Here is a 25,538-nt window from a genome sequence, read left to right on the forward strand (position 1 = left end):
TCCCGCTAGAGTTCACTCATCCGACCACTTTCTGAGTATGTGATCATGTCTGAACATTATGCCCGCCTCTTCGCACCGCTGGATTTGGGCTTTACCCAACTCAAAAACCGTTTTCTGATGGGCTCGATGCATACCGGATTGGAAGAACACGCCGATGGCGCGGAGCGTCTCGCCGCCTTCTACGCTGAGCGCGCGCGTGAAGGCGTGGCGCTGATTGTCACCGGCGGTATTGCGCCCAATCCGCAAGGCGTGGTGGCACAAGGCGGAGCGATCCTAAACCAGGAGAGTCAGTGCAACTGGCACCGCGTCATCACTGATGCGGTGCATGCAGAAGGCGGGAAAATCGCGCTGCAGATTCTGCATGCTGGCCGCTACAGCTATCAACGCGATCTGGTTGCCCCTTCGGCGTTGCAGGCACCGATCAATCCTTTTACGCCGCAAGCGCTTAGCGATGCGGATATCCATCAGACCATTCAGGACTTCGCGCACTGCGCCAAACTGGCGCAACAGGCTGGCTATGACGGCGTGGAGATCATGGGTTCGGAAGGTTATCTGATTAATCAGTTTCTGGTAGCACATACCAATCAGCGTGAGGATGACTGGGGCGGCGATGTGGCGCGACGTCAGCGCTTTGCGTTAGCTGTGACGCAAGCGGTGCGCGATGCCGTTGGCAGCGACTTCATCATTATCTTCCGCCTGTCGATGCTCGATCTGGTTAATAACGGCAGCTCGCTGGAAGAGACACTTTCGCTGGCACAAGCGCTGGAGCAGTGTGGCGTTACGCTGTTTAACAGCGGTATTGGCTGGCATGAAGCGCGTATTCCCACCATCGCCACTTGCGTGCCGCGCGCCGGTTTTGCCTGGGTCACGCAGCATCTGCGCGAGCGCGTGTCGGTGCCGGTCATTGCCACTAACCGCATCAACCATCCCGATGTGGCAGAACAACTTCTGCGTGACGGCATCGCCGATATGGTTTCGATGGCGCGCCCTTTCCTCGCCGATGCGGCTTTCGTTCGTAAAGCAGAAACCGGCCAGCCCGATGCCATCAACACCTGCATTGCCTGTAATCAGGCCTGCCTCGATCAAATCTTTGTCGGCAAAGTCACCTCTTGCCTGGTGAATCCACGCGCCTGCCATGAAACGCTGATGCCGGTGATCGCCACCGAACAGCCGAAGCAGTTAGCGGTGGTGGGTGCTGGGCCCGCAGGCATGGCGTTCGCGCTGCAGGCGGCGGAGCGCGGCCATCAGGTCACCCTGTACGAAGCCGACGCACAAATTGGCGGGCAGTTTAATATCGCCCGGCAGATTCCCGGCAAGGCCGAATTCAGTGAAACGCTGCGCTATTTCCGTCATCAGCTTGCTGCCGCAGGCGTAACCGTTAAGACGGATCACCGCGTAGACGCAGACGAACTGGAAGCTGCTGACGAAGTGATTATCGCCACCGGTATCTTGCCGCGCCAGCTGGCGATTCCCGGCATCGATCATCCCAGCGTGCTGAGCTATCTCGACGTCATACGCGATAAAAAACCGGTGGGAAAACGCGTGGCGATTATCGGCGCGGGCGGCATTGGTTTTGATACCGCTGAGTTTCTGCTGCATCAATCCAGCCATGACGATTTTTACCAAAGCTGGGGCATCGACCGAAGCCTGCAGGCGCGTGGCGGTTTGATTGCGCCACAGCCACAGCCCGCCGATCGGCAAATCTGGCTGCTGCAACGTAAATCCGGCAAGCCGGGCGCAGGCTTAGCGAAAACTACTGGCTGGATCCACCGCGCCAGTTTGCAGGCGCACGGCGTGCAGATGTGGGGCGACGTAGAGTATTTGCAGATTGATGATGCCGGATTACATCTGCGTCATCAGGGCGAAGCGATAACGCTGGCGGTAGATAACGTGGTGATTTGTGCCGGACAGGAACCGCTGCGCCTGCTGGCGGACCAGCTCAGTGCGCGAGGTAAATCCGTTCGGGTGATTGGCGGTGCAGATGTGGCGCAGGAGCTGGATGCTCGCCGCGCCATAGCTCAGGCGACCGAACTGGCGCTGAATATCTAATTAACGCAGTTTGACCGAACGCAGCACCACGAACTTGGCGTTGGACGCCACCAGTTCGCAGTTACCAAACAGCTTTTTCATTTTGACGTGATAGCCGAGGTGGCGGTTGCCGACGATGCGCAACTCGCCGCCATACTGCAGGCAGCGTTTGGCATCACGCAGCATTTGCCACGCCAGATGATCGGTCACCGCGTGCTGCTGATGGAATGGCGGGTTGCACAGTACCGCGTGCAGGCGATCGGACGGGAAGCCACTCAGCACGTTGTTAACGCGGAACTGACAGCGCGCCATATCCTGCGGACGGTTCACTTCTACGTTCAGTTTGCTTGATGCCACCGCCATGTAGGATTCGTCATAAAACAGCACGTCCGCGTTCGGGTTCTGTTCCAGCGCCAGCAAGCCAATCACGCCATTGCCGCAACCCAGATCGAGAATCTCACCTTCAATGTCAAAAGGCAGATGCTGCATAAAGAAGCGTGCGCCCACATCCAGCGACGCGCGGGAAAACACGTTGGCATGGTTGTGGATTTGGTATTCAGAATCATCCAGCGGCCAAACGGTGGTCGCAGGCTGATCCGCTAATTGAGGCGCGGTGTAGCGGCTATAAATCAGACGCGCTTTTTTCCACGCCAGCGAGGTTTTGCTCTCGCCGAGGATACGCTCGAACAGCTGCAGCGTGGAGTTGTGAATGTCTTTGGCTTTCGCCGCCGCCAGAATCAGCGTGTCTGGCGTGATCACTTCGCGCAATGCACGCAGTTGATGCTCCAGCAGCGCCAGCGCTTTGGGGATTTTGATCATCACCACCGCCGGCGCGGCGGGCAGTGGCGCCAGGCTATCGATAAAGTGCACCTGATCTTCATCCATCTCATTGAGACGCAGGTTCTGTTTTGCCGCCTGTTCACTCAGCAGCGAATCGCTGACATGCCACACAGGACGTGCGCCCAGCCCGCAGGTCAGCGCGCCAAAGCTGTCGTTGAACACCAATACCGGGCCCTCTGGCAGCTCTTGCTGCAGCAGGTATTCATCGGCGGAATCCCACGCCTGTAGCGGGCTTTCCTCACGCATTGGCGGGAAGCGGTGCAGCGTCAGCGTGCGATTGGTCAGTTCAAGTTGGCTCATGGAATCTCCGGCGTGGTACACTTTGCGCGATTTTCGCCCTAAAAAGGGGGCGCAGTATACTGTCTTTCGCCGGGAATCCCAATGTCATTAATCTATCTGCAGGGTTACCCTGAAAACATCCTCGAGCAGGTTCAGACGCTGATCGAACATGAGCGTTTAGGTTCATTTCTTCAGCAACGCTATCCCGATACGCACAATATCGTCAGCGACCGCGCGCTCTATGATTACACCCAGGCGCTGAAAAACCGCTATATGCGCAGCGCACCGCCGGTGAGCAAAGTGATTTGGGACAATAAGATCAAGGTGATGAAGCACGCGCTGGGGCTGCATACGGCGATTTCGCGCGTGCAAGGCGGCAATCTCAAAGCCAAAGCGGAGATTCGCATCTCCACTTTCTTCCGCCTCGCACCGGAAGCGTTTTTGCGCATGATCGTGGTGCACGAGCTGGCGCACCTCAAAGAGAAAGAGCACGACAAAGCGTTTTACCAACTCTGCTGCCACATGGAACCGGATTATCATCAGTTGGAGTTTGACGCCCGCTTGTGGATGACCGACCAGGCGATGCGCGGCAACGCGGCTTAAAGAAACTCCTGCGCTTTTTGAATCAAACTAGTTTTGGTCAGTGCGCCCATAAAACGGCGCTCCTGCGGATTATTCAGCACCGGCAAGCGCTCAAGCGTGACGCGGGCAAAAGCTTCCCAACCTTCACGCATGCTTTGATTCTGATAAATGCAGGGAAAGTTATTGTCCATCACGCTGCTGACTGGCGAATGCAGCGTGATCTCCTGCGACAGCACCTTGCGTGAGATATCGTGAATCGACACCACACCAAGAAATTGCCCTTCGCTATTAATCACATACACATAGCGTTCACGCTTGAGTGAGCTCACCGCCAGCGCCTGCCCCACCGACTCTTCCGGCTGCAGCGCCGCGCCGGGAATGATCAACTGATCGACGCGCATGTTATCGAAATCATACTTGGCTTCGGAACGACTGAAGTGACTGCTCACCACCGGATAAGTGCTGGACGATTGCAAGCGATAGACCACCATCGACGCTAGCACCGACGCGATCATGATCGGGAACAGCAGGCTACTATTCAGCGTCATCTCTAACACCATCAGCATCGCCATTAACGGTGCCTGACTGACCGCTGCCAGCACCGCCGCCATGCCGATTGCCGCATACAGCAAGGTATTGCCGACCGGTAAATGCAACATCACGCCAATCTGCGCTAGCGCCACGCCAAGCAGTGCGCCGATCAATAATGAAGGGGTAAACAGCCCGCCCACCGCGTTGGAGCCAACCGACAGCGTGGTCGCCAGCGTTTTTAACACCAGCAATCCCAGCAAACCCATCAGCAGATATTGGCCATCAATGATTTTGACGATCACTTCGTAACCGTTACCGAGAATATCGGTGGAGATCAGCGCCAGAAAGCCCACCGCTAATCCACCCGCGCCCAGCCGTAACGGCAGCGAACGCACCCGGCCAAACAGCGCCTTGCTGCGCGCAATGAGTTTTATTAGCAGCCAACCGGCGAATCCAGCGACAAAACCAATCAGCAACGTCATTAGCAAGCTGCTGATATCCATCTGAAAAAGCGCTTCGGATAACGGATAGAGCGCGCTGCGGAAACCCAGCGACCACATGGTCATTACCGCCACCGCCGACGAAACAATCAACGGAATCAAGCGTTGCAGCGCCGAGATACCAAACGCGATTTCCGCCACAAATATCGCCGACGCCAGCGGCGCGTGATACACCGACGACAGCCCGGCAGCAGCGGCCATAGCCACGATATCGCTGTTGCGCAGATTGAGCGATTTGGGCAGCCAGCGCCCGATTAAACTGCCGCTCAGCGCCGATAGCTGCACCATCGGCCCCTCTTTACCAATCGATGCGCCGCTGCCGATACTGGCAATCGACGACAGCGCACGGAACAGCGAAGTTTTGGTCGGCACCGCATCAAGGCGCGCATTAATTACTTCCAGATAATCGGTCTGCACCGTTTCCTGTTTCTCAATCGCCACCGCATAGCGCAGGAAAAAACCGGCGATAACGCCGCCCGCGCCCACCAGCAGCGGCCAGAAGATCCACGGCCAGACATGCATCGCCACGGTGATTTCGTTATCGCTGTTGAACAGCAGGCGGTTAATGACATCGATCACGCCGCGAAAAGCCAGCGTCACCAACGAGGCCACGCATCCAACGGGGATGGCGATCAGTAATGTGGTCCAGTTCAGAGCATGTTTACTTCCACTCACCCGCGCGTCCCCGCTAAGTCGGTTAAAAAGTTGTGCGGCATCATCATATTGGAATGCGGATCTCAGGATCAAATTTCGCCTGCCTGGCGCTCAGATGAACATGTTACTCTGCCGTTTTACTTTAGCAGGAGAGCAGCACGTGATTCGTTTCGCCATCGTGGGAACCAACTGGATTACCCGCCAGTTTATCGACGCCGCGCATGAAACCGGCAAGATGAAGCTGAGCGGCGTCTACTCGCGTAATCAGCAGCAGGCCGACGCTTTTGTGGTGGATTATCCTTGCAAGCTGACCTTCACCTCACTGGACGAACTTGCCGCCAGCAGTGAGATTGATGCGGTATACATCGCCAGTCCTAATGCGCTGCACAGTGAGCAGGCGATACTGTTTATGTCGCACGGCAAGCATGTGATTTGCGAGAAGCCGATGGCGTCTAACCTGCGTGAAGCCGAGGCGATGATTGCCTGCGCACGCCAGCATCAGGTGGTGCTGTTCGAAGCCTTTAAAACCTCCAGCCTGCCGACGTTCCTGCAACTGCAAAAAACGCTGCCACAATTGGGCAAACTGCGTAAAGCCCTGATCAACTATTGCCAGTACTCCTCGCGTTATCAACGCTATCTGGATGGCGAGAACCCGAATACCTTTAATCCTCGCTGGTCGAACGGCTCAATCATGGATATCGGCTTTTACTGCCTCGCCGCCGCCGTCACCTTGTGGGGTGCGCCGCAGCAGGTCAAAGCGCAAGCTTCCCTGCTGGAAAGTGGCGTTGATGCGCATGGCGTGGTGGTGCTGGGCTACGGCGATTTTGATGTCACGCTGTTGCACTCAAAAGTCAGCGATTCACTGATCCCGAGTGAGATTCAGGGCGAAGCGGGATCGCTGATAATTGAAAAGATCTCCGAATGCCAGCAACTGCGCTTTATCCCGCGCGGCGGCGAGAGCCAAAACCTGACGCAGCCGCAGCACATCAACACCATGCTGTATGAAGCTGAAACCTTCGCCAAATTGGTAGAAGCCGGTGAAGTTGAGCATGCGGGGTTAGAAACCTCGCGCATTACGGCGCAACTGCTCACGGAAATCCGCCGCCAGACCGGCGTGGTATTCCCGGCAGATCAGGCTGAAGTGTAAATATTGCAAAACATTTCTGGAGCCCTCTTGAAAGCGATTATCGAACTCCGTATGTTGAGCGCTGCAAAGGGGAGTAACTTGTAAGCTGATTGATCGTCATTACGATGCGCCACGCATCCGGTCGTCAGGCAACCCGGAACCTATTCTGAGTTGTAAGTGAGACCTTGCCGGAAGGCGAGGTTTGCTTGCAGCACGATCAAAGCGGCTGACGTCTTCTGACTTCAGCCGCTTTTTTTATTTCTGGAAAAGGATACGACTATGCACTCAGTTGGCACACCGTTACTTTGGGGCAGCTTCGCTGTTGTAGTGCTCATCATGCTGGCGATCGACCTGCTATTGCAGGGCCGACGCGGCGCACAAACCATGTCATTCAAACAAGCAGCGGTTTGGTCGCTGATTTGGGTCTCCGTTTCACTGCTATTCAGCGCCGCCTTCTGGTGGTATCTCGACGGCACCGCCGGGCGCGAAGTCGCCACCGCGCAAACTCTCGCTTTCCTCACCGGCTACGTTTTAGAGAAAGCGCTGGCGGTTGATAACGTCTTTGTCTGGCTGATGCTGTTTAGTTACTTCGCTGTCCCGGCCAACTTGCAGCGCCGCGTGCTGATTTATGGCGTATTGGGCGCGATTGTGCTGCGTACCATCATGATCTTTGCTGGCAGCTATTTGGTTACCCAGTTCAGCTGGATCCTTTACGTATTCGGCGCCTTCCTGCTGTTCACCGGCCTGAAAATGGCGCTGGCGAAAGAGGAAGATGACAGCACAGTTGGCGACAAGCCGGTGGTGCGCTGGCTGCGCAAGCATCTGCGTATGACCGATAGCCTCGACGGCGAGAAGTTCTTCACCCGTAAAAACGGCGTGCTGTTTGCTACGCCGCTGCTGCTGGTGCTGATCATGGTTGAACTGAGTGATGTGATTTTCGCCGTAGACAGCATTCCCGCCATCTTCGCGGTGACCACCGATCCGTTCATTGTGCTGACTTCAAACCTGTTCGCGATTCTCGGCCTGCGCGCCATGTACTTCCTGCTAGCTAACGTGGCGGAGCGCTTCTCGATGCTGAAATATGGCCTGGCGATTGTGCTGGTGTTTATCGGTATCAAGATGCTGATCGTCGAGTTTTATCACATTCCTGTCGGCATCTCGCTGACGGTAGTGGGCGTGATTCTCGGCGGTACGCTGCTGATCAACGCCTGGGTGAACCACAGAAACGACCAGAAGAAGATCTCACCATAATCTTCTGCAGGGGCGCTAATCGCCCCTGCTTTGTTTCGCCAGTGGCAACCTTCGCCTTTTATATATCTGTCACACTTCCCATCATCAGCAGATCAAAAAACCGATCTGCCACGCATGCACAGAATTATCTCTTTCCTCATAAGCTCTTTTCCTTATACTCCGCCGGGCAAACCGTTGTGCGTGGTGGAACCGCGCACAATACTCATGACCGCGAATATAAAAAGACTGTGATATGCAAAACAACTTTATTGGACGTCTGGGCGCGCTGTTCGCAGGAAGCCTGGTAAAACAAATCATGATCGGCCTGGTGGCGGGCGTGGCGCTGGCGTGGTTCTCACGCGATGCCGCACTGGCCGTTGGCTTGCTGGGCGAGCTGTTCGTGCGTGCGCTGAAAGCCGTCGCGCCGCTGCTGGTTCTGGTACTGGTGATCTCATCGATCGCCAACCATCAGCAGGGACAGAAAACCAATATCCGCCCGATTATCATGCTGTATCTGCTCAGCACGTTCTTTGCTGCGGTTGTGGCAGTGATCTTCAGCCATCTGTTCCCTCAGACGCTGTCGATGAACGTCGGTGCTACGCAAATTACGCCGCCGTCGGGCATTGCCGAAGTGCTGCATGGTTTGCTGATGAGCATGGTGTCGAATCCGATTGAAGCACTGATGAACGCCAACTACATCGGCATTCTGGTGTGGGCGCTGGGATTGGGTCTGGCGTTTCGTCATGCCAGCCCAAGCAGCAAAGCGTTTCTTAATGATGCGTCAAATGCCGCAACCTGGGTGGTGCGCTGCGTGATCCGCTGTGCGCCGCTGGGGATTTTTGGCCTGGTAGCTTCCATCCTTGCCTCAACCGGTTTTGATGCGCTGTGGGAATACGCCAATCTGCTCACGCTGCTGCTCGGCTGCATGCTGATTATGGCGCTGGTGATTAACCCGATGCTGGTGTTCCAGAAGATCCGCCGCAACCCTTATCCGCTGGTATTTACCTGCATGCGTGAAAGTGGCGTCACCGCATTCTTCACCCGCAGTTCAGCGGCCAATATCCCGGTGAATATGGCATTGGCGAAGCGCCTCAATCTCGATGAGGACACTTATTCCGTGTCGATCCCGCTGGGTGCCACCATCAGCATGGCCGGTGCGTCGATCACCATCACTGTGTTGACGTTGGCTGCAGTGCATACGCTGGGTATTTCGGTGGATGTGCCAACCGCGATTCTGTTGAGTCTGGTGGCGTCGCTGTGTGCCTGTGGCGCATCCGGCGTGGCGGGCGGTTCGCTGCTGCTGATCCCGGTAGCCTGCAATATGTTTGGTATTCCGAATGATTTGGCGATGCAGGTAGTGGCGGTGGGCTTCATTATTGGCGTGCTGCAGGATTCCGCCGAGACTGCATTGAACTCCTCGACGGATATTCTGTTTACCGCCGCCGTATGCCAGGCCGAAGCCGAGCGCGAGCCGCGTCGTACGGTGTCAGAATCGGAATAATTGCTCCAGGTCGCCATTCATGGCGACCTGGTTCTACAACGTCACTCCGCTTTTAAAGATGGCTAACTCGCGGAAATCATTGGTTTCATTGCGCGCCGGTTGGCCATTGGCAATCGCCACAATCATATCGACGAAGTCCTCCAGCATCGCCGCCATACTCATCCCTTCAATCAAACGTCCGGCATTAAAATCGATCCAGTGCGGCTTCTTATCGGCGAGCTGCGTATTGGTGGCAATTTTCACCGTCGGCACAAAACCGCCATACGGCGTGCCGCGTCCGGTGGTAAACAGCACCATGTGACAGCCCGCGCCTGCCAGCGCGCTGGTGGCCACCGCATCGTTTCCCGGCGCACTTAGCAGATTGAGTCCCGGCGTATGCAGGCGCTCACCGTACTTCAGCACATCCACCACCTGACTTTGTCCGGCCTTCTGCGTACAGCCAAGCGACTTCTCTTCCAGCGTGGTGATGCCGCCGGCTTTGTTGCCGGGTGAGGGATTCTCATAAATCGGCTGCTGGTGATCGATAAAGTAGCGCTTGAAGTCGTTAATCATCGCCACGGTTTTTTCAAAGGTGGCTTCATCGCGGCAGCGACTCATCAGGATACGCTCTGCGCCGAACATCTCCGGCACTTCGGTCAGCACAGTGGTGCCGCCGTTGGCAATCATCTGGTCGGAGAAACAGCCCAGCATGGGATTGGCGGTGATGCCGGAGAAACCATCCGAACCGCCGCACTCCAGACCAAACTTCAGCTCGCTTAGTTTGCCCGGCTGACGCTGATCTTCGCGCATGGCACGATAGAGTTCGTGCAGACGCTCCAACCCCGCTTCCACTTCATCATCCTGCTTCTGACACTCCATGAACTGCACGCGATCGCTATCGAAACCACCAAGCGTTTCACGGAACACATCGACCTGATTGTTCTCGCAGCCAAGGCCAATCACCAGCACCGCGCCAGCATTGGGATGGCGCACCATATTTTGCAGCATGGTGCGGGTGTTCTCGTGATCTTGTCCAAGCTGCGAACAGCCAAACGGATGGCTGAACAGATGCACGCCATCAATGCCTTCGGCGTCATTGGTCTCTTTCATAAAGCGCGTCAGGATTTGCCGTGCGATGCCATTCACGCAGCCGACAGTGGGCAGAATCCATAACTCATTACGGATGCCCACTTCACCACTGGCGCGGCGGTAGATCTGCACGTCGCGGTCGCCTGCTTGCGGCGGCAGTTCGAGGAAATCGGGTTGATAGTCGTACTCATCCACGTCGCTCAAATTGGTGCGCGCATTGCTGGAGTGGATGATCTCACCGGCCGCAATCGGCTGAGTGGCGTGCGCGATCGGCAAACCGTATTTGATCACCAGCGCGTCAGCGGCTAAAGGCTGCAACGCAAATTTATGCCCGCGCCCAACCTCCTGCTGCAAGGTGATCGTCTGTTGATTGATTTCGACCTGGGTATTGGCTGGCAAATCGCGCAACGCCACAGCAACGTTGTCGCGTGAATGTATTCTAATGGCATCTTGCATAGCGTTATCTCAGTTGTGTCAACGCCGTCCGCATCCCGTGGACGATGATGTTTTGCAGGTGTTGGCTGACTGCGGCGACTAATCCGGGCCGCTGAGTGAGATCTTCGCCCCAGTGATTGGCATCGCTCAGTACCGCGCGTACCAACTGTTCCGGAGTCTGTTTATCGTTATTTACCGCTGGCCACAGCTCAGCAAAACGCTGCAGCCAGTGTTCGTCGTCCTGCAGCGGCCAGTGACGCTCGCCCTCTGCACCGCGATAAAAGGCCAGCAGCGCGGCAAAGGCGAAAGTCAGGCGCACCGGCCATTGACCGTTTTGCTGCTGCGACATCAGCAGTTGCGGCAGCAAACGGGTGCGGAATTTGGTCATGCCGTTGAGGGCGATGGAGAGTAACGCATGGCGAATAAAGGGATTACGGAAGCGACGCTGCACCGCGTCGGCAAAGGCGTGCAGCTCATCGCGTGGCAGATCCAATGTTGGGATCACCTCGTCACGCAGCAGCGCATCGACAAAACCGGCCATCTGCGCGTCATCCATCGCGTCTCCGACGCTCTCCAGCCCTGCCTGAAACGCCACCGGCACCAGCGCGGTGTGTGCGCCGTTGAGGATCGCCACCTTTTGCGCTTTGTACGGCGTGATGTCCTCAACCAACTTCACTTCCGGTGCCAGCGCGTGCAGCTGCAGTTCCTGCGCCAATGCGTCCGGCCCCTGAATCACAAACTGGTAATAGACTTCGCCCGCCACCAGATAGCGATCTTCATAACCCAGTGAAGCTTCGATCGCCGCGCTATCCGCCGGATAGCCGGTGACAATGCGGTCCACCAGCGTGTTGTAGAACGCGCAGTGATCCTGCACCCAGCGGGCAAACTCCGGCGGCAACTGCCAATGCTGGCTGTAGCGCAGCACCAGCTCACGCAGCGTGTCGCCGTTGTAATCGATCAGTTCACAGGGCACCACCAGCCAACCTTTATCACTGGCGCCAGCAAAATGGTTGAAGCGCGCCCACAGCAGTTGCGTCAGCTTGCCGGGGAAGGAAGAGGCGGGCGTATCGTCCAGCCGATCCTGCTCTGCGAAGGCAATGCCCGCTTCCGTAGTATTGGAGAAGACAAAACGCATTTGTGGCGCGCGTGCCAGCGTGAGAAATTCTTCAAACTGTTGATACGGGTGGATTTCACGATTCACGCTGCGGATCAGGCGGGCTTCACTCACCTGCTCGCCCGCCGTGTTTAGCCCGCGAATCAGCGTGGTGTACAAGCCATCTTGCTGATTAAGCGTCTCTTCCACCACGCGATTGCGCGGCCGCACCACCACCACGCCCGCATCGGTGTCTTGATGTTGATTAAGCCAGTCGAGTTGCCAGTCGATAAAAGCGCGCAGGAAATTGCCTTCACCAAACTGGATCACACGTTCGCTATAGTGCGCGCCGGGAAAATCGTGACGGTTAAGTCGCTGCATCATCAGGCTCCCAGCTCAATGCCGAAGTAATCGCGCGCATTGTTGAAACTAATGTTCTGTACCATCTGCCCCAACAACGCTTCGTCGGCAGGCGCTTCGCCCCGCTCCACCCAATTGCCGATCATCTGGCACAGCAGACGACGGAAATATTCGTGGCGCGTGTAGGAGAGGAAGCTGCGGCTATCAGTCAGCATGCCGACAAAGCGGCTCAGCAGGCCGATTTGCGCCAGCTGTGTCATCTGGCGCTGCATGCCATCCAATTGATCGTTGAACCACCACGCCGAACCAAATTGCAGCTTGCCCGGTTCGCCTTCACCCTGGAAATTGCCCGCCATAGTCGCCAGCACTTCGTTATCGCGCGGGTTGAGGCAGTAAAGGATGGTTTTAGGCAGCGCGTTATTGCGGTTTTGCGCATCCAGCAGGCGCGCCAGCGGTATCGCCAGCGGCGCATCATTAATCGAATCGAAACCAACATCTGGGCCGAGGATATCGAACTGGCGACGATTAGCGTTGCGTAGCGCGCCAATGTGATACTGCTGCGCCCAGCCACGGCGCGCATATTCGCTGCCGAGCCACACCAGTACGGCAGTTTTGAATTGGGCCGTCTCTTCGGCGGAAGGCGCTGCGCCTTGCAGTCGGCGCGCCAGAATGCCGTCCAGCGTGGCTTCATCTGCTTCCGCAAACAGCACCACATCCAGCGCGTGATCGGAAATTTTGCAGCCATGCGCGGCGAAGTGATCGAGCCGCTGGCTTAAGGCGCGGCGCAGATCGTCAAAGCGCAGCACGCTGACATCCGCCACCTGCTCTAAGCGCTGAATCCATGGCAGGAAGCTCTCCAGCTCAATATTGAAGGCTTTGTCCGGACGCCAGCTCGGCAGCACTTTGACGTCGAAACTGTTGTCCTGCGCCAGCTTGCGGTGATGCTGTAAGTCATCGAGCGGATCGTCGGTAGTGCCGACCATTTTCACCTTCATCTGCTGCATGATGCCGCGCGCGCTGAATGCGTCCTGCGCCAGTAGCTCATTGCACTGCTGCCAGATGCGTTCCGCGCTCTGTTCGTTCAACAGCACATCGGTGATGCCAAAAGGTCGACGCAATTCGAGATGCGTCCAGTGATAGAGCGGATTGCCGATGGTATGCGGCACGGTGCGCGCCCAGGCATTAAATTTCTCACGGTCGCTGGCATCGCCGGTACATAACGCTTCCGGCACGCCGTTAGCGCGCATCGCACGCCATTTGTAGTGATCGCCTTTGAGCCAGATGTCATAGAGGTTGGTGAAGCGGTAGTTATCGGCAATCTGCTGCGGCGGTAAGTGACAGTGATAGTCGAAAATCGGCTGGTCTTTGGCGTAGTCATGGTACAGACGACGGGCGAACTCGGTGTCGAGTAGAAAATCCTCACTCATAAAACGCGACATACCTGCTTCCTCATTTTGTAGCCAGATGGCTTTTAACTAAAAGTTATCATACCAATTTGGGCAAACGGCAAAATTGTTTGCGATCCGACTCACAATAATGACAGTTTCACTGTGGGTATATGGACGATTCTGTTGTGGATATTGCGTTAAATGGCTGTTTTAACGATCTTTCGTTCTATCACACACGCGCCGCAAGGTTTATGTGATGGCATTCAACTTTTGAAGCTGTATAACAAGTTAACCTCTCGCTCCGTTGCTAACGGGATTAATGGCACAGGCAAGGAACTGCGGGAGTGAGCAGCACTGTTCACATCTTCCCGCTCCAGATAACTACAGCGGTAAAACCGCAACGACAGACTGGACGAGGTTAATAATGCGTAAGATCAAAGGGCTACGCTGGTACATGATTGGGCTGGTGACGCTGGGCACGGTGCTCGGCTACCTGACGCGCAATACCATTGCCGTTGCGGCGCCCACGCTGGAAACGCAGTTGGGTATCACCACACAACAATATTCCTACATCGTCGCCGCCTACTCGGCGTGCTACACCATCATGCAGCCGGTGGCCGGTTATGTGCTGGACATGCTCGGCACCAAAATCGGTTATGCGGTGTTTGCCGTGCTGTGGGCGATCTTCTGTGCCGCAACCGCGATGGCGGGCAGCTGGGGCGGCTTTGCGCTGGCACGCGGTGCGGTTGGCGCCGCCGAAGCGGCGATGATTCCGGCAGGCCTGAAAGCCAGTAGCGAGTGGTTCCCCGCCAAAGAGCGTTCGGTGGCGGTGGGCTATTTCAATGTGGGATCGTCGATTGGTGCGATGCTGGCGCCGCCGCTGGTGGTGTGGGCGATCATGGCGCACAGCTGGCAAATGGCGTTCATTATTACCGGCGTGCTGAGCATGGTGTGGGCCATCTGCTGGCTGGTGTTTTACAAACATCCCAAACAGCAAACCAAGCTGAGCGATGAGGAGCGTCACTACATTATTGCCGGCCAGGAACTGCAGCATCAAACCGGCAATAACAAGAAGATGTCGGCGCGCCAGATCCTGCGCAATCGTCAGTTCTGGGGCATTGCGCTGCCGCGTTTCCTCGCCGAACCGGCGTGGGGAACCTTCAACGCGTGGATACCGCTATTTATGTTCAAAGTGTACGGCTTCAACCTGAAAGAGATCGCCATGTTTGCCTGGATGCCGATGCTATTCGCCGATCTCGGCTGCATTGTCGGCGGTTACTTGCCACCGCTGTTCCAGCGCTGGTTTGGCGTCAACCTTATCGTCTCGCGCAAGCTGGTGGTCACCATGGGCGCAGTGTTGATGATTGCGCCAGGCACTATCGGTTTGTTCACCAGTCCGTATGTCGCGATTGGCTTGCTGTGCGTCGGCGGTTTTGCCCATCAGGCGCTCTCTGGTGCGCTGATCACCCTCTCTTCGGATGTGTTTGGCCGTAACGAAGTGGCTACCGCTAACGGCTTAACCGGCATGGCGGCCTGGACGGCGAGCACCATGTTTGCGTTGGTGGTTGGTGCGCTGGCCGATACGCTGGGCTTCAGCCCGCTGTTCGCGGCGCTGGCGGTGTTTGATCTGTTAGGCGCGGTGGTTATCTGGACGGTCCTGAAAAACCAGCCTGTTTCTGAACTCGACGATCAGCCCGCAGTGCAGTCCGCTGCGGTACGCACCTAAACTCACCGGGCTGGCATCGGCCAGCCCATTTCCTCTGTGCGGCTGAAGTGGTATAACAACTCAACTTTCTCCCACAGCGGACCGCGCAATGGACCTGACCGAATCACGACGCCTCTATCAACAGCTCGCCAGTGAACTCAAACGCCGCATTGAAGCCGCCGATTACCGGGTTGGCGACAAGCTGCCTGCTGAACGTCTGATTGCGGAAGAGATGCAGGTGAGCCGTACCGTGGTGCGTGAAGCGATCATCATGCTGGAAGTGGAAGGTTACGTGGAGGTGCGGAAAGGTTCCGGCATTCACGTCATCAGTAGCCAGCAGCAGAACCGCGTGGTGACCTCCAGCCAGCTGGAGTTCGCCAATTTCGGTCCCTTCGAGTTATTGCAGGCGCGCCAGCTGATTGAAAGCAACGTGGCTGAGTTTGCCGCCACGCAGGTAACGCGTCAGGACATCGTGGCATTGATGGCGATTCAGGAGAAAGCGCGTCAGGAAGATCATTCGCGCGATTCGGCGTGGGATATGGAGTTTCACGTGCGCATCGCACAATCGACGCAGAACAGCGCCTTAGCGGCGATTGTCGAGAAGATGTGGCTACATCGTCTGCACAATCCTTACTGGCTGAAGCTGCACGAACACATTGATGCCAAAAATATCACTAGCTGGTGTGACGATCACGACCAGATCCTCAAAGCCCTGATTCGCAAAGATCCCGCCGCCAGTAAGCTGGCAATGTGGCAACATCTGGAAAATACTAAGCAGATGCTGTTTAACGCCACCACCGACGATTTTGAATTTAACGTCGACCGTTACATGTTTGCTGAAAATCCGGTCATCCTGCCTGAAGGTAGCGAAAACCCACGCTGATCCTGCTTATTTTTCAGCCGTTTTGTTGCCGAAAAAGTCAGTTAGTCTGCAATAGTGTCAGCTCATGTAAAGCTCCTTTGGACCACCAGCGTCTAAAGGTAAAACTCCTGTGCGGCGGGCACTTTCCCCTGTCTGGATAACGTTATTTTTGTTACAGTTATCGCCCTTTTATTACCCTTTGCGACAGGGCTTTTATAAAGTCGCTGATTTAACAATCAATTCTGGAAGGATCCGGAAACTCCTGCTCAGGCTGCTTATCTAAAATGTATAACCAACGCCAGTCTGCGCCTAAGCCCCTCACGGGCACGTTTAACAATGATGTTCAGGAATGATTGATGGATATTTTGCAAGCATTGCTGCATGCCTTATGGCAGCAGGATTACGAAATGCTCTCCGACCCGACGCTGGTTTGGGCCATTTATGGCGTGCTGTTCATGATTCTGTTTCTGGAAAATGGACTGCTGCCCGCCGCGTTTTTGCCCGGCGATAGTTTACTGATTCTGGTGGGTGTACTGATTGCTAAAGGCACCATGGGTTTCCCGCTGACACTGCTGATTCTGACCACCGGCGCCAGCCTTGGCTGCTGGGTAAGCTACATTCAGGGTCGCTGGCTCGGTAATACGCCTACCGTGCAAAAATGGTTATCGCACCTGCCTGCGCAATATCATCAACGCGCCCACCGACTGTTCCATCGCCATGGCTTGTCTGCATTGCTGGTGGGTCGCTTTATTGCCTTTGTCCGCACCTTGCTCCCGACCATCGCCGGGCTTTCTGGCCTGAGTAATGCGCGCTTTCAGTTCTTCAACTGGGTAAGCGGCTTCCTGTGGGTGCTGATCCTTACCGTGCTGGGCTTCGCGCTGGGCAAAACTCCGATTTTCCGTCGTTACGAAGATGAACTGATGTTGTGCCTGATGCTGCTGCCACTGGTGCTGCTGGTGATTGGTCTGGTCGGTTCTTTAGTGGTGATTTGGCGCAAACGTCAGTCGACGCGTAACGGGAATTCACAGTCATGATCAAATTCCGTGGATTCCCAAGGCGTTTCCTGCCTTGGGCGCTGGGTGGCGCGTTGGCGCTGCTGGCGATCTGTTTCGTTCCGACTCTGATGCAGCATGAAACCGTGGTGCAGATTCGTGTCGCCAACAGCGGCACCAATCTGCCCGATGGTTTTTATCTCTATCAGCAACTTTCCGCGCAGGGCGTGCGTATCAAAAGTATTACGCCTTCAGGCGATGCGCTGGTGATTCATTTTGAGAATGAAGAACAGAGCCTCGCGGCGCAGAAAGTGTTGAAGCGCCTGTTGCCACAAGGCTTTGTCGTTGCCGCTGGCCCGCAGGCTTCGCAGCAATATCCCGACGCTAATCGCCCAACTTACAGCTAAATTTCACCGCCTGACGCTAAGCCAGGCGGTGAGCTAATCCTCGCTATCCCCGCGTCTTCTTTGAATTTTTTCGTCTGCTGTCTATCCTTAGAGGTAGCGTAAGCCTAAGACATGCTGGGAAGCCTCTCCTGTCTGCTCTCAGGCAGGTCATCAACAATGGAAGGTCACAACCTGATGAAACATCAATTACTGCTAGGTGCTATTCTTTTTTCACTCTCGGGTTCGCTGCTGGCGGCTGAATCGCTCTGCCAACAAAAAGAGCAGGATATTCAGCGCGAGATCGATATGGCGAAACAGCACGACAACCAGCGCCGCGTCACCGGGCTGGAGCGCGCGTTGACCGAAGTCCGCGCAGGCTGCACCGATGAGAAGCTGAAATCCGCACACAGTGAACGTATCGCCGATCAGAAGCACAAAATCGCCGAACGCGAGCGTGAGCTGAAAGAAGAGCGTCAGGATGGCGACAAGGACAAAATTGAGAAGCGCGAACGTAAGCTGGAAGAGGCGCAGCACGAACTGAAAAAGCTTGAAGCTGAACCTTATTAATCGGACTTAACTAAATGCTGTAAAAGGAGATTTCCATGGCTAAAGAATCAACATCTGAACATCTGCGCGCTGAATTGAAAAATCTGGCTGATACCCTGGAAGAAGTGCTGAGCAGCTCAGCAGATAAATCCAAAGGTGAGCTGGATAAGCTGCGTCATAAAGCGCGCGGCGCTATTGAAAGCTCCCGTGAACGTCTCGGCGATTCCGGCGAACGTATTGCACAAACCACGCGTGAAGCGGCGGAGAAAGCGGACGAATACGTGCGTGATAATCCGTGGCACGGCGTGGGTATTGGTGCAGCGGTAGGTATTCTCATCGGCATTTTAATCTCACGGCGTTAATGATGAGTGATAGTCAGCAAAGCCACGGCCCCGGCAAAGGGGTCTTTAACATCGGTCAACGGATAGTTACCACGCTGGTCAGCATGGTCGAGACGCGTGTCCGACTGGCGATTGTGGAACTGGAAGAGGAAAAGGCAAACCTGATTCAGATGCTGATGATGGTTGGCCTTACCATGCTGTTTACCGCTTTCGGTCTTATGAGCCTGATGGTGCTGATCATCTGGGCGGTGGATGCACAATATCGTCTGATGGCGATTGCGATTACCACTGCGGTACTGTTTGCGCTGGCGCTGATCTTCGGTTTGTGGACGTTATACAAATCGCGTCAGTCAACGCTACTGCGCCATACGCGTAAAGAGCTGGATACCGATCGCAAACTGCTGGAGGAGCATCGCTCATGAGCCGCCGCGAACGTGAAGCACGCATTCACGAACTGCTCAATCAGGTGCAGCAGCAGCGGCTTGATCTCAGCGCCGACAGCCGCGACTGGCTGACCAGCACCGCGCAATACGATCGCGGATGGTTAACCATCATCGGCATGCGTCGTTATCTGGCGATTGGCAGCAGCGCATTGGCGATTTGGTCGATTCGCAGCCCCAATCGCCTGCTGCGCTGGGCCAAACGTGGTTTCGGCGTCTGGAGCACCTGGCGCATGATCAAATCAACCTTGAATACTCGCTAATTCCTCTCTCTAAAACCGGATCTAGTCGATTCGGTTTCGCCCTCCTCAAATTTACTGAATAACATTGACAGTTTATCTCGCTTACAACTCTTCCAACCTGCGATTATCATCTTCCTCCATCAGCCCATTGAACTGAAACAACCGGTTCAAGGGGATTCAAAACCCGCAGGCCAACAACCTGCAACAAAAACCTTGTTGGAGTAGATGATGAAAAAATTCGAAGACTCAGGCCTGCTGGTAGCACGCGTACTAATGACCATTCTGTTTATCACCGCAGGCTGGGGCAAAATCACTGGCTACGCCGGTACCGCACAATACATGCAGGCGATGGGCGTCCCAGGCTTCCTGCTGCCGCTGGTTATTCTGCTGGAGTTCGGCGGCGGTTTGGCGATTCTGTTCGGTTTCCTGACGCGCTTTACCGCACTGTTCACCGCTGGCTTTACCCTGCTGACCGCGTTCCTGTTCCACAGCAACTTCGCGGAAGGTGTTAACCAGCTGATGTTCATGAAAAACCTCTCCATCGCCGGTGGTTTCCTGGTGTTGGGTCTGGTTGGTCCAGGCGCTTACAGCATTGACCGTCTGATTCGTCAGCGCGTTCAGCCAGCGACCGCACGCTAAGCAGCATAAGCGTTAGAGAACACATATACTGAATATCAGGGGCGGGGATTTTCCTCGCCCCTTTTTATTATGGAGGGCTTATGGGACAGCTGATTGACGGTGTCTGGCACGACACCTGGTACGATACGAAGTCAACTGGTGGCCGCTTCAAACGCACAGAAGCCGTCTGGCGTAACTGGGTTACCGCCGATGGCAGCGCCGGTCCAACCGGCAAAGCGGGCTTCGCTGCTGAGCGTGGTCGCTACCATCTTTACGTCTCGCTTGCCTGCCCGTGGGCGCATCGCACGCTGTTGATGCTTAAGCTCAAGGGATTAGAAGAGATGATTTCAGTTTCGGTGGTGCATCCGCTGATGCTGGAGAACGGCTGGACCTTTGACGCCAGCTTCCCTGACGCCACCGGCGACGCGCTGTATCAAAAAGAGTTTCTCTATCAAATCTATCTGCACGCCGATGCGCACTATTCCGGCCGCGTGACCGTGCCGGTGCTGTGGGATAAAACCCAGCAAACCATCGTTAGCAATGAATCCGCCGACATCATGCTCATGCTCAACAGCGCGTTCGATGCGCAAGGTGCCCGTGCGGGTGACTATTATCCCGCGGCGCTGCGCGACAAGATTGATGATGTGAACAGCTGGCTTTACGACACGGTCAACAATGGCGTGTATAAAAGCGGTTTTGCCACTTCGCAGGCAGCTTACGATGAATCGGTGACAGCGCTGTTCCATTCATTAGCGCGTCTCGAACAGATTCTCGGTCAACACCGTTATCTCACAGGCGACCAACTGACCGAAGCGGATTTGCGCTTGTGGACCACGCTGGTGCGCTTCGATCCGGTCTACGTCACCCACTTTAAGTGCGATCGTCACCGCATCAGTGATTACCGCAATCTGAGCGGCTTCCTGCGCGACATCTATCAAATGCCGGGCATCGCCGACACGGTGAATTTGCCGCACATCCGTCATCATTACTATTGCAGCCACAAAACCATCAACCCAAGCGGCGTGATTTCGCTGGGCCCAGCATTTGACTGGGATGAACCGCACGGGCGGGGTTAACTCCCTCGCTCTAACCCTCTCCCAAAGGGAGAGGGAACTGTTAATGCGATTAATCTTTCTCGCTCTGGGAGAAGATTAGGATGAGGGCAAAACTCGCCGCTCCCGCCTCAGAGAAACAGGCAATTATCAGGCAGAATCAGACTCACTCTCCCGCCATCACCCTGGCTACAGTTGACGAACATTCACCGTAAACTGGAGCGACTATGAAAACCTACGGTTATGCTGCCCTGAGCGCTGACGCGCCGTTAACCCCGTTTGCCTTCGAGCGCCGCGCACTGCGCAGCAATGATGTGGCCATCGAAATCCTTTACTCCGGCGTATGCCACAGTGATTTGCATCAGGCGAGAAATGACTGGCAGGAGTGGGGCCCAACGGTTTATCCGCTAGTGCCCGGCCATGAAATAATCGGCCGCGTAATGGATATCGGCAGCGACGTTAAACGCTACAAGCCCGGTCAACTGGTGGCGGTCGGCACCATTGTTGATAGCTGCCAGACTTGCGATCAGTGTCGCCGCCAGGAAGAGCAGATGTGCCGCGAATTTCCAACGGTGACTTACAACGGCCGCGATCGCCAGACCGGCGACATCACTTACGGCGGCTATGCCAAACATGTGGTGGTGCGTGAAGAGTTTGTCCTGAATGTGCCGGAAGGACTCGATCCGGCGCGCGCTGCCCCCTTGCTGTGCGCCGGCATCACCGTCTATTCGCCGTTACGCACCTGGAATGTTGGGCCGGGATCGCGCGTTGGCGTGGTGGGCATCGGTGGATTGGGTCATCTGGCGGTGCGGCTGGCGGCGGGCTTGGGTGCGGAAGTCACAGTAATTACCCGCAGTGCGGCCAAAGCCGACGAGGCGCACCAGCTTGGCGCAGAGCATGTGTTGCTTTCTACTTCAGACGAGGCAATGCAGCAGGCAGCATCATCGTTTGATGTGATCATCGATACCATTCCAACCCGTCACGATGTCTCACCCTACGTGCAATTACTGGATGTCGAAGGTGCGCTGGTGATTGTGGGCGCGCTCGGCAATATGGAAGCATTCAGTTCGTTACCACTGATTATGGGCCGCCGCCGCATTACCGGTTCACCTTCGGGTGGTATTGCGGAAACGCAGGAGATGCTGGATTTCTGCGCGCGCAAAAACATCCATCCGGATTGTGAAACCATCAATATGCAGCAAATCAATGATGCTTTTAAGCGCATGGAGCGAGGCGATGTGAAGTATCGCTTTGTGATTGATATGGCATCATTAACTGCCGATTAATGGCCGTTCAGCATCAGCCGGTGCGCCCGGCTGATGCTAGCGTATCGCAATAGCCAGATTGCCTATTCCCGCCAGAAGTTGCTCCTTATCCCGCATCGGCGTCGCGCCAAACATGCGCTTATATTCACGATGGAATTGCGTCACGCTTTCATAGCCGACGCGGATTGCCGCACTTGATGCATCCACCGGCTCTGCAATCAGCAACCGGCGCGCTTCATGCAGGCGTAGCTGCTTCTGAAATTGCAGCGGGCTCATGGTAGTCATGCGGCGGAAATGGTGATGCAAAGTAGAAACGCCCATGCCCGCCAGTTGCGCTAACGCTTCGACTTTCAGCGGTTGTTCATAGTTTTCTCGCAGCCAGTTAATGGCAATTGAGACACGCTGGCTACTGGTTCCCGTCAAAACCGTTTCACGAAACACGCTGCCCGCTTCACTGGTTAAGATGCGGTACAGGATTTCGCGCTGAATGAGATCGCTGACATAGCTGCTGTTATGCGGCGAATCTTGATTAGCGAGATAGCGCAGCACCGCATGTAACAGAGCGCAGTCTGCCGCGCCCAGCGACATGCCAGTATTCTGCCGATTAATGCAGTTGCCATGCTGCTCCATATCGGCAATCACTTCCCGAGCCAGCGGTAAATTTAGCTGGAGCAGCAATGACATAAACGGGGCTTCTGCGCTGGCGTACGGGACTTCTGCAACGGTAGGCAAATTGACGGCGGTGAGGAAAAAACGCGACTCGTTATAGGTGTAAAGCGTATCGCCAAAGGAGACGCGTTTTTCACCCTGAATAATCAGCGAGAGGCTGGGCTCATAAATGTAGGACATTGGCGGTGTCGGCTCATGCAACTCGGCCATCATCACGCCGCGAAATGGCGTCACGATATTGGTCCGGTTGCCGGTATAGCGCTGTAAGTGTGCCGCAATATCCTGACGCAACGTGGCGGTTTCCTCGCGTAGCGTGTTTGGCCAGCGATCGATCTGCTGAAGATGCATGCTATGTTCACCCGTGATTGAGCAGAGCAGAATGATCGCTAGCCTAAACTATTGCCGTCGCTAAGTTGAGGTGGATTGTGCGACCGGGCTCTTTAGGCAAACTTAATCAGCACCATACCGAGCAACAACAATCCCACGCCCAGCCAGCCAACCCGACTAAGACGCTGGCCAAACAGAATCCAGCCTGCTGCCACGGTGGCGACCAATCCCAGCCCGCCCCACAATGCGTAGGCTACCGTCAAATCAATCCCTTTCACCGCCTGCGCCAGCGCGCTGAACGCTGCCAGCACCGCCACCAGCGATAGCACGCCAAACAGTGGACGGCGGAAACCGTTGGAGTATTTCAGGAAGATATTGGCGACGATCTCCAGGCCAATGGCCAGCGCCAGCCACGCGATATGTAGCCAGTTAAACGTTGCCATGGCGCAGCTCCTTGCGACTCAACGTGCCTGATTTGATTAGCACAATACCGAGGATCAGCGTCAGCAGGCCGGCGACTTTAACGGCGGATAAGGCTTCATCGAACAACAGCACGCTAAACAGCGTAATAAACAGAATGCCAATGCCTTCCCACATGGCATACGCCACGCCAAGGGCAATCCGCTTGATGGCGAAGGATAAACAAATATAAGACAGCGCGATCATCACCAGCATAAAAATATAGCCGGCGTTGCCACCGTTTACGCTGGCCCATTTCATTGAGACGGTACCAATAATTTCCGCAGCGATCGCCAGCGCCAATAAAATCCAATACAGCATGATTTCTCTCCTGAACGAGAAATAAACGCCACCCACGCGAAAATAAGCGTGTTAGCAAAGTTAAATTAAAAAGTCAGAATAGGAGAGAACGGAACTAAAGCGCGAAGCGCCAGTGCTGATCGCAGATTGAGCAGTTTGATACAGAAAGGAAGGAAGAGAGTGAAGCCTTATTTGGCGCAAACATTTTGTCCATAAAATTACAACTTATCCACGTTGTTGCTTCTCGTCAGTGTGGATTAAATTTGTCCTCAGTAGTTAAACACGCGCTTATTCTGGCATAGCGGCAATAATGTTTTCAGGGATTTTCATTTCTTTACGTGGGAGAGTTTAATTAATTATGTGCGGGTTGATGCCCTCATCCTAGCCCCAGAAAACACAAAACCCGCCGAAGCGGGTTTTGTGTTTAAAAAAGTCGAAACTGACCGATAAGCCGGGTTCTGTCGTGGACAGTCATTCATCTAGGCCAGCAATCGCTCACTGGCTCAAGCAGCCTACCCGGGTTCAGTACGGGCCGTACCTTGTGAACCCCTATTTGGCCTTGCTCCGGGTGGAGTTTACCGTGCCACGAACTGTTGCCAGCCGCGCGGTGCGCTCTTACCGCACCCTTTCACCCTTACCTGATCCCATTACTGGGCCATCGGCGGTTTGCTCTCTGTTGCACTGGTCGTAGGCTTGCGCCCCCCAGGCGTTACCTGGCACCCTGCCCTATGGAGCCCGGACTTTCCTCCCCTTTGCCCGTCTCCCCCCGAAAGAGGACGACGACAAAGCGGCGACTGTCTAGTCAGCTTCGGCGCGGGATAATAGGCGATCTGCCAGCGTTTGTCACGCCTCTTGCTGCTCCAGCGCGTACTTATAGAGTGCGTTCTTCTTCACGCCATGAATTTCCGCCGTCAGCGCAGCGGCTTTCTTCAATGGCAGCTCTTTTTGCAGCAATGCCAAAGTACGCAGCGCCTCAGCCGGCAGCGCTTCTTCATCAGCTTTATGGCCTTCTACAATCAGCACCATCTCACCTTTACGGCGGTTTTCATCTTCCAGCACCCACGCCAGCAACTCTCCCACCGGTGCGCCTTGAATAGATTCCCACGTTTTGGTGATCTCACGCGCCAGCACCACGTAGCGCTCGGCGCCCCACACGCTGACCATATCTTGCAGGCTATCGATCAGGCGATGGGTCGATTCATAGAAAATCAGCGTTCGCGGCTCTTCACCCAGCGCGCGCAGCACATCGCAACGTCCTTTGCTTTTGGCCGGTAGAAACCCTTCGTAACAGAAACGATCGGACGGTAATCCCGCGGCGCTTAATGCTGTAATCGCCGCGCAGGCGCCTGGCAACGGCACCACGCGCACGCCAGCTTCCCGGCAGCGACGTACTAAATGGTAGCCGGGATCGTTGATTAACGGCGTGCCGGCATCGGAGACCAGCGCGATGCTCTGGCCCTCTTGTAGCTTGGCTAACAGCACCTCAGCTTTCTGCTGTTCGTTGTGGTCGTGAAGTGCGAAGAGTCGCGCATTGATGGCGAAATGTTGTAGCAACAGCCCGGTATGACGTGTATCTTCCGCTGCGACTAGATCGACGCTTGAGAGCACCGTCAACGCTCGTTGAGTGATATCACCCAGGTTACCGATCGGGGTAGGAACGATATAGAGCGTGCTGGCAGAAATCTCTGCCCGATCGAGTTGTTTCATTGTTTCATCCGA

The 25,538-nt window shown here is 55.5% G+C and carries 25 protein-coding genes and 1 other RNA gene; 16 read left to right on the forward strand and 10 right to left on the reverse strand.

Translation table 11 applies throughout. The annotated features are described in order from the left end of the window. Positions 1-45 precede the first annotated feature (45 nt). A complete protein-coding gene (locus tag VIJ98_RS17255) occupies positions 46-2,049 on the forward strand; it encodes an NADPH-dependent 2,4-dienoyl-CoA reductase (protein WP_323275219.1) in 2,004 nt (667 codons plus the stop codon). Here VIJ98_RS17255 and rlmG read toward each other — a convergent pair whose 3' ends face one another. Beyond that, the gene (gene rlmG, locus VIJ98_RS17260) at positions 2,050-3,168 is read right to left on the reverse strand and encodes a 23S rRNA (guanine(1835)-N(2))-methyltransferase RlmG (protein ID WP_008103480.1); all 1,119 of its coding nucleotides are present in this window, start codon (positions 3,166-3,168) and stop codon (positions 2,050-2,052) included. Between the two features lie 81 nt (positions 3,169-3,249). On the opposite strand from rlmG, the gene VIJ98_RS17265 reads away from it, so the two are divergent. Beyond that, positions 3,250-3,750 carry a M48 family metallopeptidase gene (locus tag VIJ98_RS17265; protein WP_008103482.1) on the forward strand — a complete coding sequence of 167 codons (501 nt, stop codon included), beginning with the start codon at positions 3,250-3,252 and terminating at the stop codon, positions 3,748-3,750. Here VIJ98_RS17265 and VIJ98_RS17270 read toward each other — a convergent pair. Further along, positions 3,747-5,435 (reverse strand): chloride channel protein, encoded by a 1,689-nt coding sequence (locus tag VIJ98_RS17270; protein ID WP_008103484.1) that lies wholly within the window; start codon positions 5,433-5,435, stop codon positions 3,747-3,749. The two genes, VIJ98_RS17265 and VIJ98_RS17270, sit on opposite strands and share 4 nt — an antisense overlap. Before the next feature lie 139 nt (positions 5,436-5,574). Between VIJ98_RS17270 and VIJ98_RS17275 the strand changes: the two genes are divergently transcribed. The 3 genes from VIJ98_RS17275 (at position 5,575) to sstT (ending at position 9,271) form a co-directional block, all read left to right on the forward strand. Beyond that, entirely contained in the window at positions 5,575-6,561 is a 987-nt protein-coding gene (locus VIJ98_RS17275; RefSeq protein ID WP_323275863.1) for a Gfo/Idh/MocA family oxidoreductase, read from the forward strand. Between the two features lie 258 nt (positions 6,562-6,819). Beyond that, complete coding sequence (locus VIJ98_RS17280; RefSeq protein ID WP_008103489.1) at positions 6,820-7,791, forward strand: TerC family protein; 972 nt, start codon at positions 6,820-6,822, stop codon at positions 7,789-7,791. 232 nt (positions 7,792-8,023) lie between these two features. Continuing rightward, positions 8,024-9,271: a serine/threonine transporter SstT gene (gene sstT / locus VIJ98_RS17285; RefSeq protein ID WP_008103491.1), complete on the forward strand. Its 1,248-nt coding sequence runs from the start codon at positions 8,024-8,026 to the stop codon at positions 9,269-9,271. 33 nt (positions 9,272-9,304) lie between these two features. Here sstT and VIJ98_RS17290 read toward each other — a convergent pair whose 3' ends face one another. Genes VIJ98_RS17290 through uxaC form a run of 3 tightly spaced genes read right to left on the reverse strand, consistent with a single transcriptional unit; the run spans position 9,305 to position 13,666 of the window. Next, positions 9,305-10,795: an altronate dehydratase family protein gene (locus VIJ98_RS17290; RefSeq protein ID WP_323275225.1), complete on the reverse strand. Its 1,491-nt coding sequence runs from the start codon at positions 10,793-10,795 to the stop codon at positions 9,305-9,307. Positions 10,796-10,799: 4 nt separating this feature from the next. Next, positions 10,800-12,248, reverse strand: coding sequence for a tagaturonate reductase (locus VIJ98_RS17295; RefSeq protein WP_323275865.1), 1,449 nt, complete (start codon positions 12,246-12,248; stop codon positions 10,800-10,802). 2 nt (positions 12,249-12,250) lie between these two features. Then, positions 12,251-13,666, reverse strand: coding sequence for a glucuronate isomerase (gene uxaC, locus VIJ98_RS17300; RefSeq protein WP_323275229.1), 1,416 nt, complete (start codon positions 13,664-13,666; stop codon positions 12,251-12,253). Between the two features lie 373 nt (positions 13,667-14,039). Between uxaC and VIJ98_RS17305 the strand changes: the two genes are divergently transcribed. From VIJ98_RS17305 to VIJ98_RS17355, 11 genes are all read left to right on the forward strand, one after another. Next, positions 14,040-15,341: an MFS transporter gene (locus VIJ98_RS17305; protein WP_008103499.1), complete on the forward strand. Its 1,302-nt coding sequence runs from the start codon at positions 14,040-14,042 to the stop codon at positions 15,339-15,341. An 88-nt stretch (positions 15,342-15,429) separates the two neighbouring features. Then, positions 15,430-16,203: a transcriptional regulator ExuR gene (gene exuR / locus VIJ98_RS17310; RefSeq protein ID WP_008103503.1), complete on the forward strand. Its 774-nt coding sequence runs from the start codon at positions 15,430-15,432 to the stop codon at positions 16,201-16,203. A 335-nt stretch (positions 16,204-16,538) separates the two neighbouring features. Continuing rightward, positions 16,539-17,216, forward strand: coding sequence for a DedA family protein (locus VIJ98_RS17315; protein WP_008103505.1), 678 nt, complete (start codon positions 16,539-16,541; stop codon positions 17,214-17,216). Further along, entirely contained in the window at positions 17,213-17,581 is a 369-nt protein-coding gene (mzrA, locus tag VIJ98_RS17320) for an EnvZ/OmpR regulon moderator MzrA (RefSeq protein ID WP_154155024.1), read from the forward strand. The genes VIJ98_RS17315 and mzrA overlap by 4 nt, the downstream gene beginning before the upstream one ends. Positions 17,582-17,755: 174 nt before the next feature. Continuing rightward, positions 17,756-18,127: a DUF1090 domain-containing protein gene (locus VIJ98_RS17325; RefSeq protein WP_139221405.1), complete on the forward strand. Its 372-nt coding sequence runs from the start codon at positions 17,756-17,758 to the stop codon at positions 18,125-18,127. 35 nt (positions 18,128-18,162) lie between these two features. Continuing rightward, positions 18,163-18,468, forward strand: a complete 306-nt coding sequence (locus VIJ98_RS17330; protein WP_008103512.1) for a YqjD family protein — start codon at positions 18,163-18,165, stop codon at positions 18,466-18,468. A gap of 2 nt (positions 18,469-18,470) precedes the next feature. Then, positions 18,471-18,869 carry a phage holin family protein gene (locus tag VIJ98_RS17335; RefSeq protein ID WP_175501688.1) on the forward strand — a complete coding sequence of 133 codons (399 nt, stop codon included), beginning with the start codon at positions 18,471-18,473 and terminating at the stop codon, positions 18,867-18,869. After that, positions 18,866-19,150, forward strand: a complete 285-nt coding sequence (locus VIJ98_RS17340) for a YqjK-like family protein (protein WP_008103516.1) — start codon at positions 18,866-18,868, stop codon at positions 19,148-19,150. The genes VIJ98_RS17335 and VIJ98_RS17340 overlap by 4 nt, the downstream gene beginning before the upstream one ends. A 207-nt stretch (positions 19,151-19,357) precedes the next feature. Further along, the gene (locus VIJ98_RS17345; RefSeq protein WP_008103518.1) at positions 19,358-19,768 is read left to right on the forward strand and encodes a DoxX family protein; all 411 of its coding nucleotides are present in this window, start codon (positions 19,358-19,360) and stop codon (positions 19,766-19,768) included. An 80-nt stretch (positions 19,769-19,848) separates the two neighbouring features. Beyond that, the gene (locus VIJ98_RS17350) at positions 19,849-20,823 is read left to right on the forward strand and encodes a glutathione S-transferase family protein (RefSeq protein WP_323275235.1); all 975 of its coding nucleotides are present in this window, start codon (positions 19,849-19,851) and stop codon (positions 20,821-20,823) included. 203 nt (positions 20,824-21,026) lie between these two features. Continuing rightward, positions 21,027-22,085 carry an NAD(P)-dependent alcohol dehydrogenase gene (locus VIJ98_RS17355; protein WP_154155018.1) on the forward strand — a complete coding sequence of 353 codons (1,059 nt, stop codon included), beginning with the start codon at positions 21,027-21,029 and terminating at the stop codon, positions 22,083-22,085. 36 nt (positions 22,086-22,121) lie between these two features. Here the strand turns inward: VIJ98_RS17355 and VIJ98_RS17360 are convergent, their stop codons facing one another. From VIJ98_RS17360 to rsmI, 5 genes are all read right to left on the reverse strand, one after another. After that, entirely contained in the window at positions 22,122-23,081 is a 960-nt protein-coding gene (locus VIJ98_RS17360; RefSeq protein WP_323275239.1) for an AraC family transcriptional regulator, read from the reverse strand. 92 nt (positions 23,082-23,173) lie between these two features. Next, entirely contained in the window at positions 23,174-23,503 is a 330-nt protein-coding gene (mdtI, locus tag VIJ98_RS17365) for a multidrug/spermidine efflux SMR transporter subunit MdtI (RefSeq protein WP_061720161.1), read from the reverse strand. Then, positions 23,490-23,840: a multidrug/spermidine efflux SMR transporter subunit MdtJ gene (mdtJ, locus tag VIJ98_RS17370; protein WP_061720162.1), complete on the reverse strand. Its 351-nt coding sequence runs from the start codon at positions 23,838-23,840 to the stop codon at positions 23,490-23,492. The genes mdtI and mdtJ overlap by 14 nt, the downstream gene beginning before the upstream one ends. Positions 23,841-24,250: 410 nt before the next feature. Next, an RNA gene (gene rnpB, locus VIJ98_RS17375) (RNase P RNA component class A) lies at positions 24,251-24,629 on the reverse strand. Positions 24,630-24,662: 33 nt separating this feature from the next. Next, the gene (gene rsmI, locus VIJ98_RS17380; protein WP_008103529.1) at positions 24,663-25,526 is read right to left on the reverse strand and encodes a 16S rRNA (cytidine(1402)-2'-O)-methyltransferase; all 864 of its coding nucleotides are present in this window, start codon (positions 25,524-25,526) and stop codon (positions 24,663-24,665) included. Between the last annotated feature and the right edge of the window lie 12 nt (positions 25,527-25,538).

It is taken from the genome of Pantoea sp. S18 (assembly GCF_045689705.1).
Classification (GTDB): Bacteria; Pseudomonadota; Gammaproteobacteria; order Enterobacterales; family Enterobacteriaceae; genus Pantoea; species Pantoea symbiotica.

Bases quoted from the DNA above. Each gene is read 5' to 3' on its own strand.
- VIJ98_RS17290 (WP_323275225.1), bottom strand. From the start codon at position 10,795: ATGCAAGATGCCATTAGAATACATTCACGCGACAACGTTGCTGTGGCG.
- VIJ98_RS17355 (WP_154155018.1), top strand. From the start codon at position 21,027: ATGAAAACCTACGGTTATGCTGCCCTGAGCGCTGACGCGCCGTTAACC.
- VIJ98_RS17295 (WP_323275865.1), bottom strand. From the start codon at position 12,248: ATGCAGCGACTTAACCGTCACGATTTTCCCGGCGCGCACTATAGCGAA.
- VIJ98_RS17265 (WP_008103482.1), top strand. From the start codon at position 3,250: ATGTCATTAATCTATCTGCAGGGTTACCCTGAAAACATCCTCGAGCAG.
- mdtJ (WP_061720162.1), bottom strand. From the start codon at position 23,840: ATGCTGTATTGGATTTTATTGGCGCTGGCGATCGCTGCGGAAATTATT.
- mdtI (WP_061720161.1), bottom strand. From the start codon at position 23,503: ATGGCAACGTTTAACTGGCTACATATCGCGTGGCTGGCGCTGGCCATT.
- sstT (WP_008103491.1), top strand. From the start codon at position 8,024: ATGCAAAACAACTTTATTGGACGTCTGGGCGCGCTGTTCGCAGGAAGC.
- rlmG (WP_008103480.1), bottom strand. From the start codon at position 3,168: ATGAGCCAACTTGAACTGACCAATCGCACGCTGACGCTGCACCGCTTC.
- VIJ98_RS17345 (WP_008103518.1), top strand. From the start codon at position 19,358: ATGAAAAAATTCGAAGACTCAGGCCTGCTGGTAGCACGCGTACTAATG.
- VIJ98_RS17350 (WP_323275235.1), top strand. From the start codon at position 19,849: ATGGGACAGCTGATTGACGGTGTCTGGCACGACACCTGGTACGATACG.
- VIJ98_RS17360 (WP_323275239.1), bottom strand. From the start codon at position 23,081: ATGCATCTTCAGCAGATCGATCGCTGGCCAAACACGCTACGCGAGGAA.
- rsmI (WP_008103529.1), bottom strand. From the start codon at position 25,526: ATGAAACAACTCGATCGGGCAGAGATTTCTGCCAGCACGCTCTATATC.
- VIJ98_RS17335 (WP_175501688.1), top strand. From the start codon at position 18,471: ATGAGTGATAGTCAGCAAAGCCACGGCCCCGGCAAAGGGGTCTTTAAC.
- VIJ98_RS17305 (WP_008103499.1), top strand. From the start codon at position 14,040: ATGCGTAAGATCAAAGGGCTACGCTGGTACATGATTGGGCTGGTGACG.
- VIJ98_RS17325 (WP_139221405.1), top strand. From the start codon at position 17,756: ATGAAACATCAATTACTGCTAGGTGCTATTCTTTTTTCACTCTCGGGT.
- VIJ98_RS17280 (WP_008103489.1), top strand. From the start codon at position 6,820: ATGCACTCAGTTGGCACACCGTTACTTTGGGGCAGCTTCGCTGTTGTA.
- VIJ98_RS17330 (WP_008103512.1), top strand. From the start codon at position 18,163: ATGGCTAAAGAATCAACATCTGAACATCTGCGCGCTGAATTGAAAAAT.
- uxaC (WP_323275229.1), bottom strand. From the start codon at position 13,666: ATGTCGCGTTTTATGAGTGAGGATTTTCTACTCGACACCGAGTTCGCC.
- VIJ98_RS17315 (WP_008103505.1), top strand. From the start codon at position 16,539: ATGGATATTTTGCAAGCATTGCTGCATGCCTTATGGCAGCAGGATTAC.
- VIJ98_RS17255 (WP_323275219.1), top strand. From the start codon at position 46: ATGTCTGAACATTATGCCCGCCTCTTCGCACCGCTGGATTTGGGCTTT.
- mzrA (WP_154155024.1), top strand. From the start codon at position 17,213: ATGATCAAATTCCGTGGATTCCCAAGGCGTTTCCTGCCTTGGGCGCTG.
- exuR (WP_008103503.1), top strand. From the start codon at position 15,430: ATGGACCTGACCGAATCACGACGCCTCTATCAACAGCTCGCCAGTGAA.
- VIJ98_RS17340 (WP_008103516.1), top strand. From the start codon at position 18,866: ATGAGCCGCCGCGAACGTGAAGCACGCATTCACGAACTGCTCAATCAG.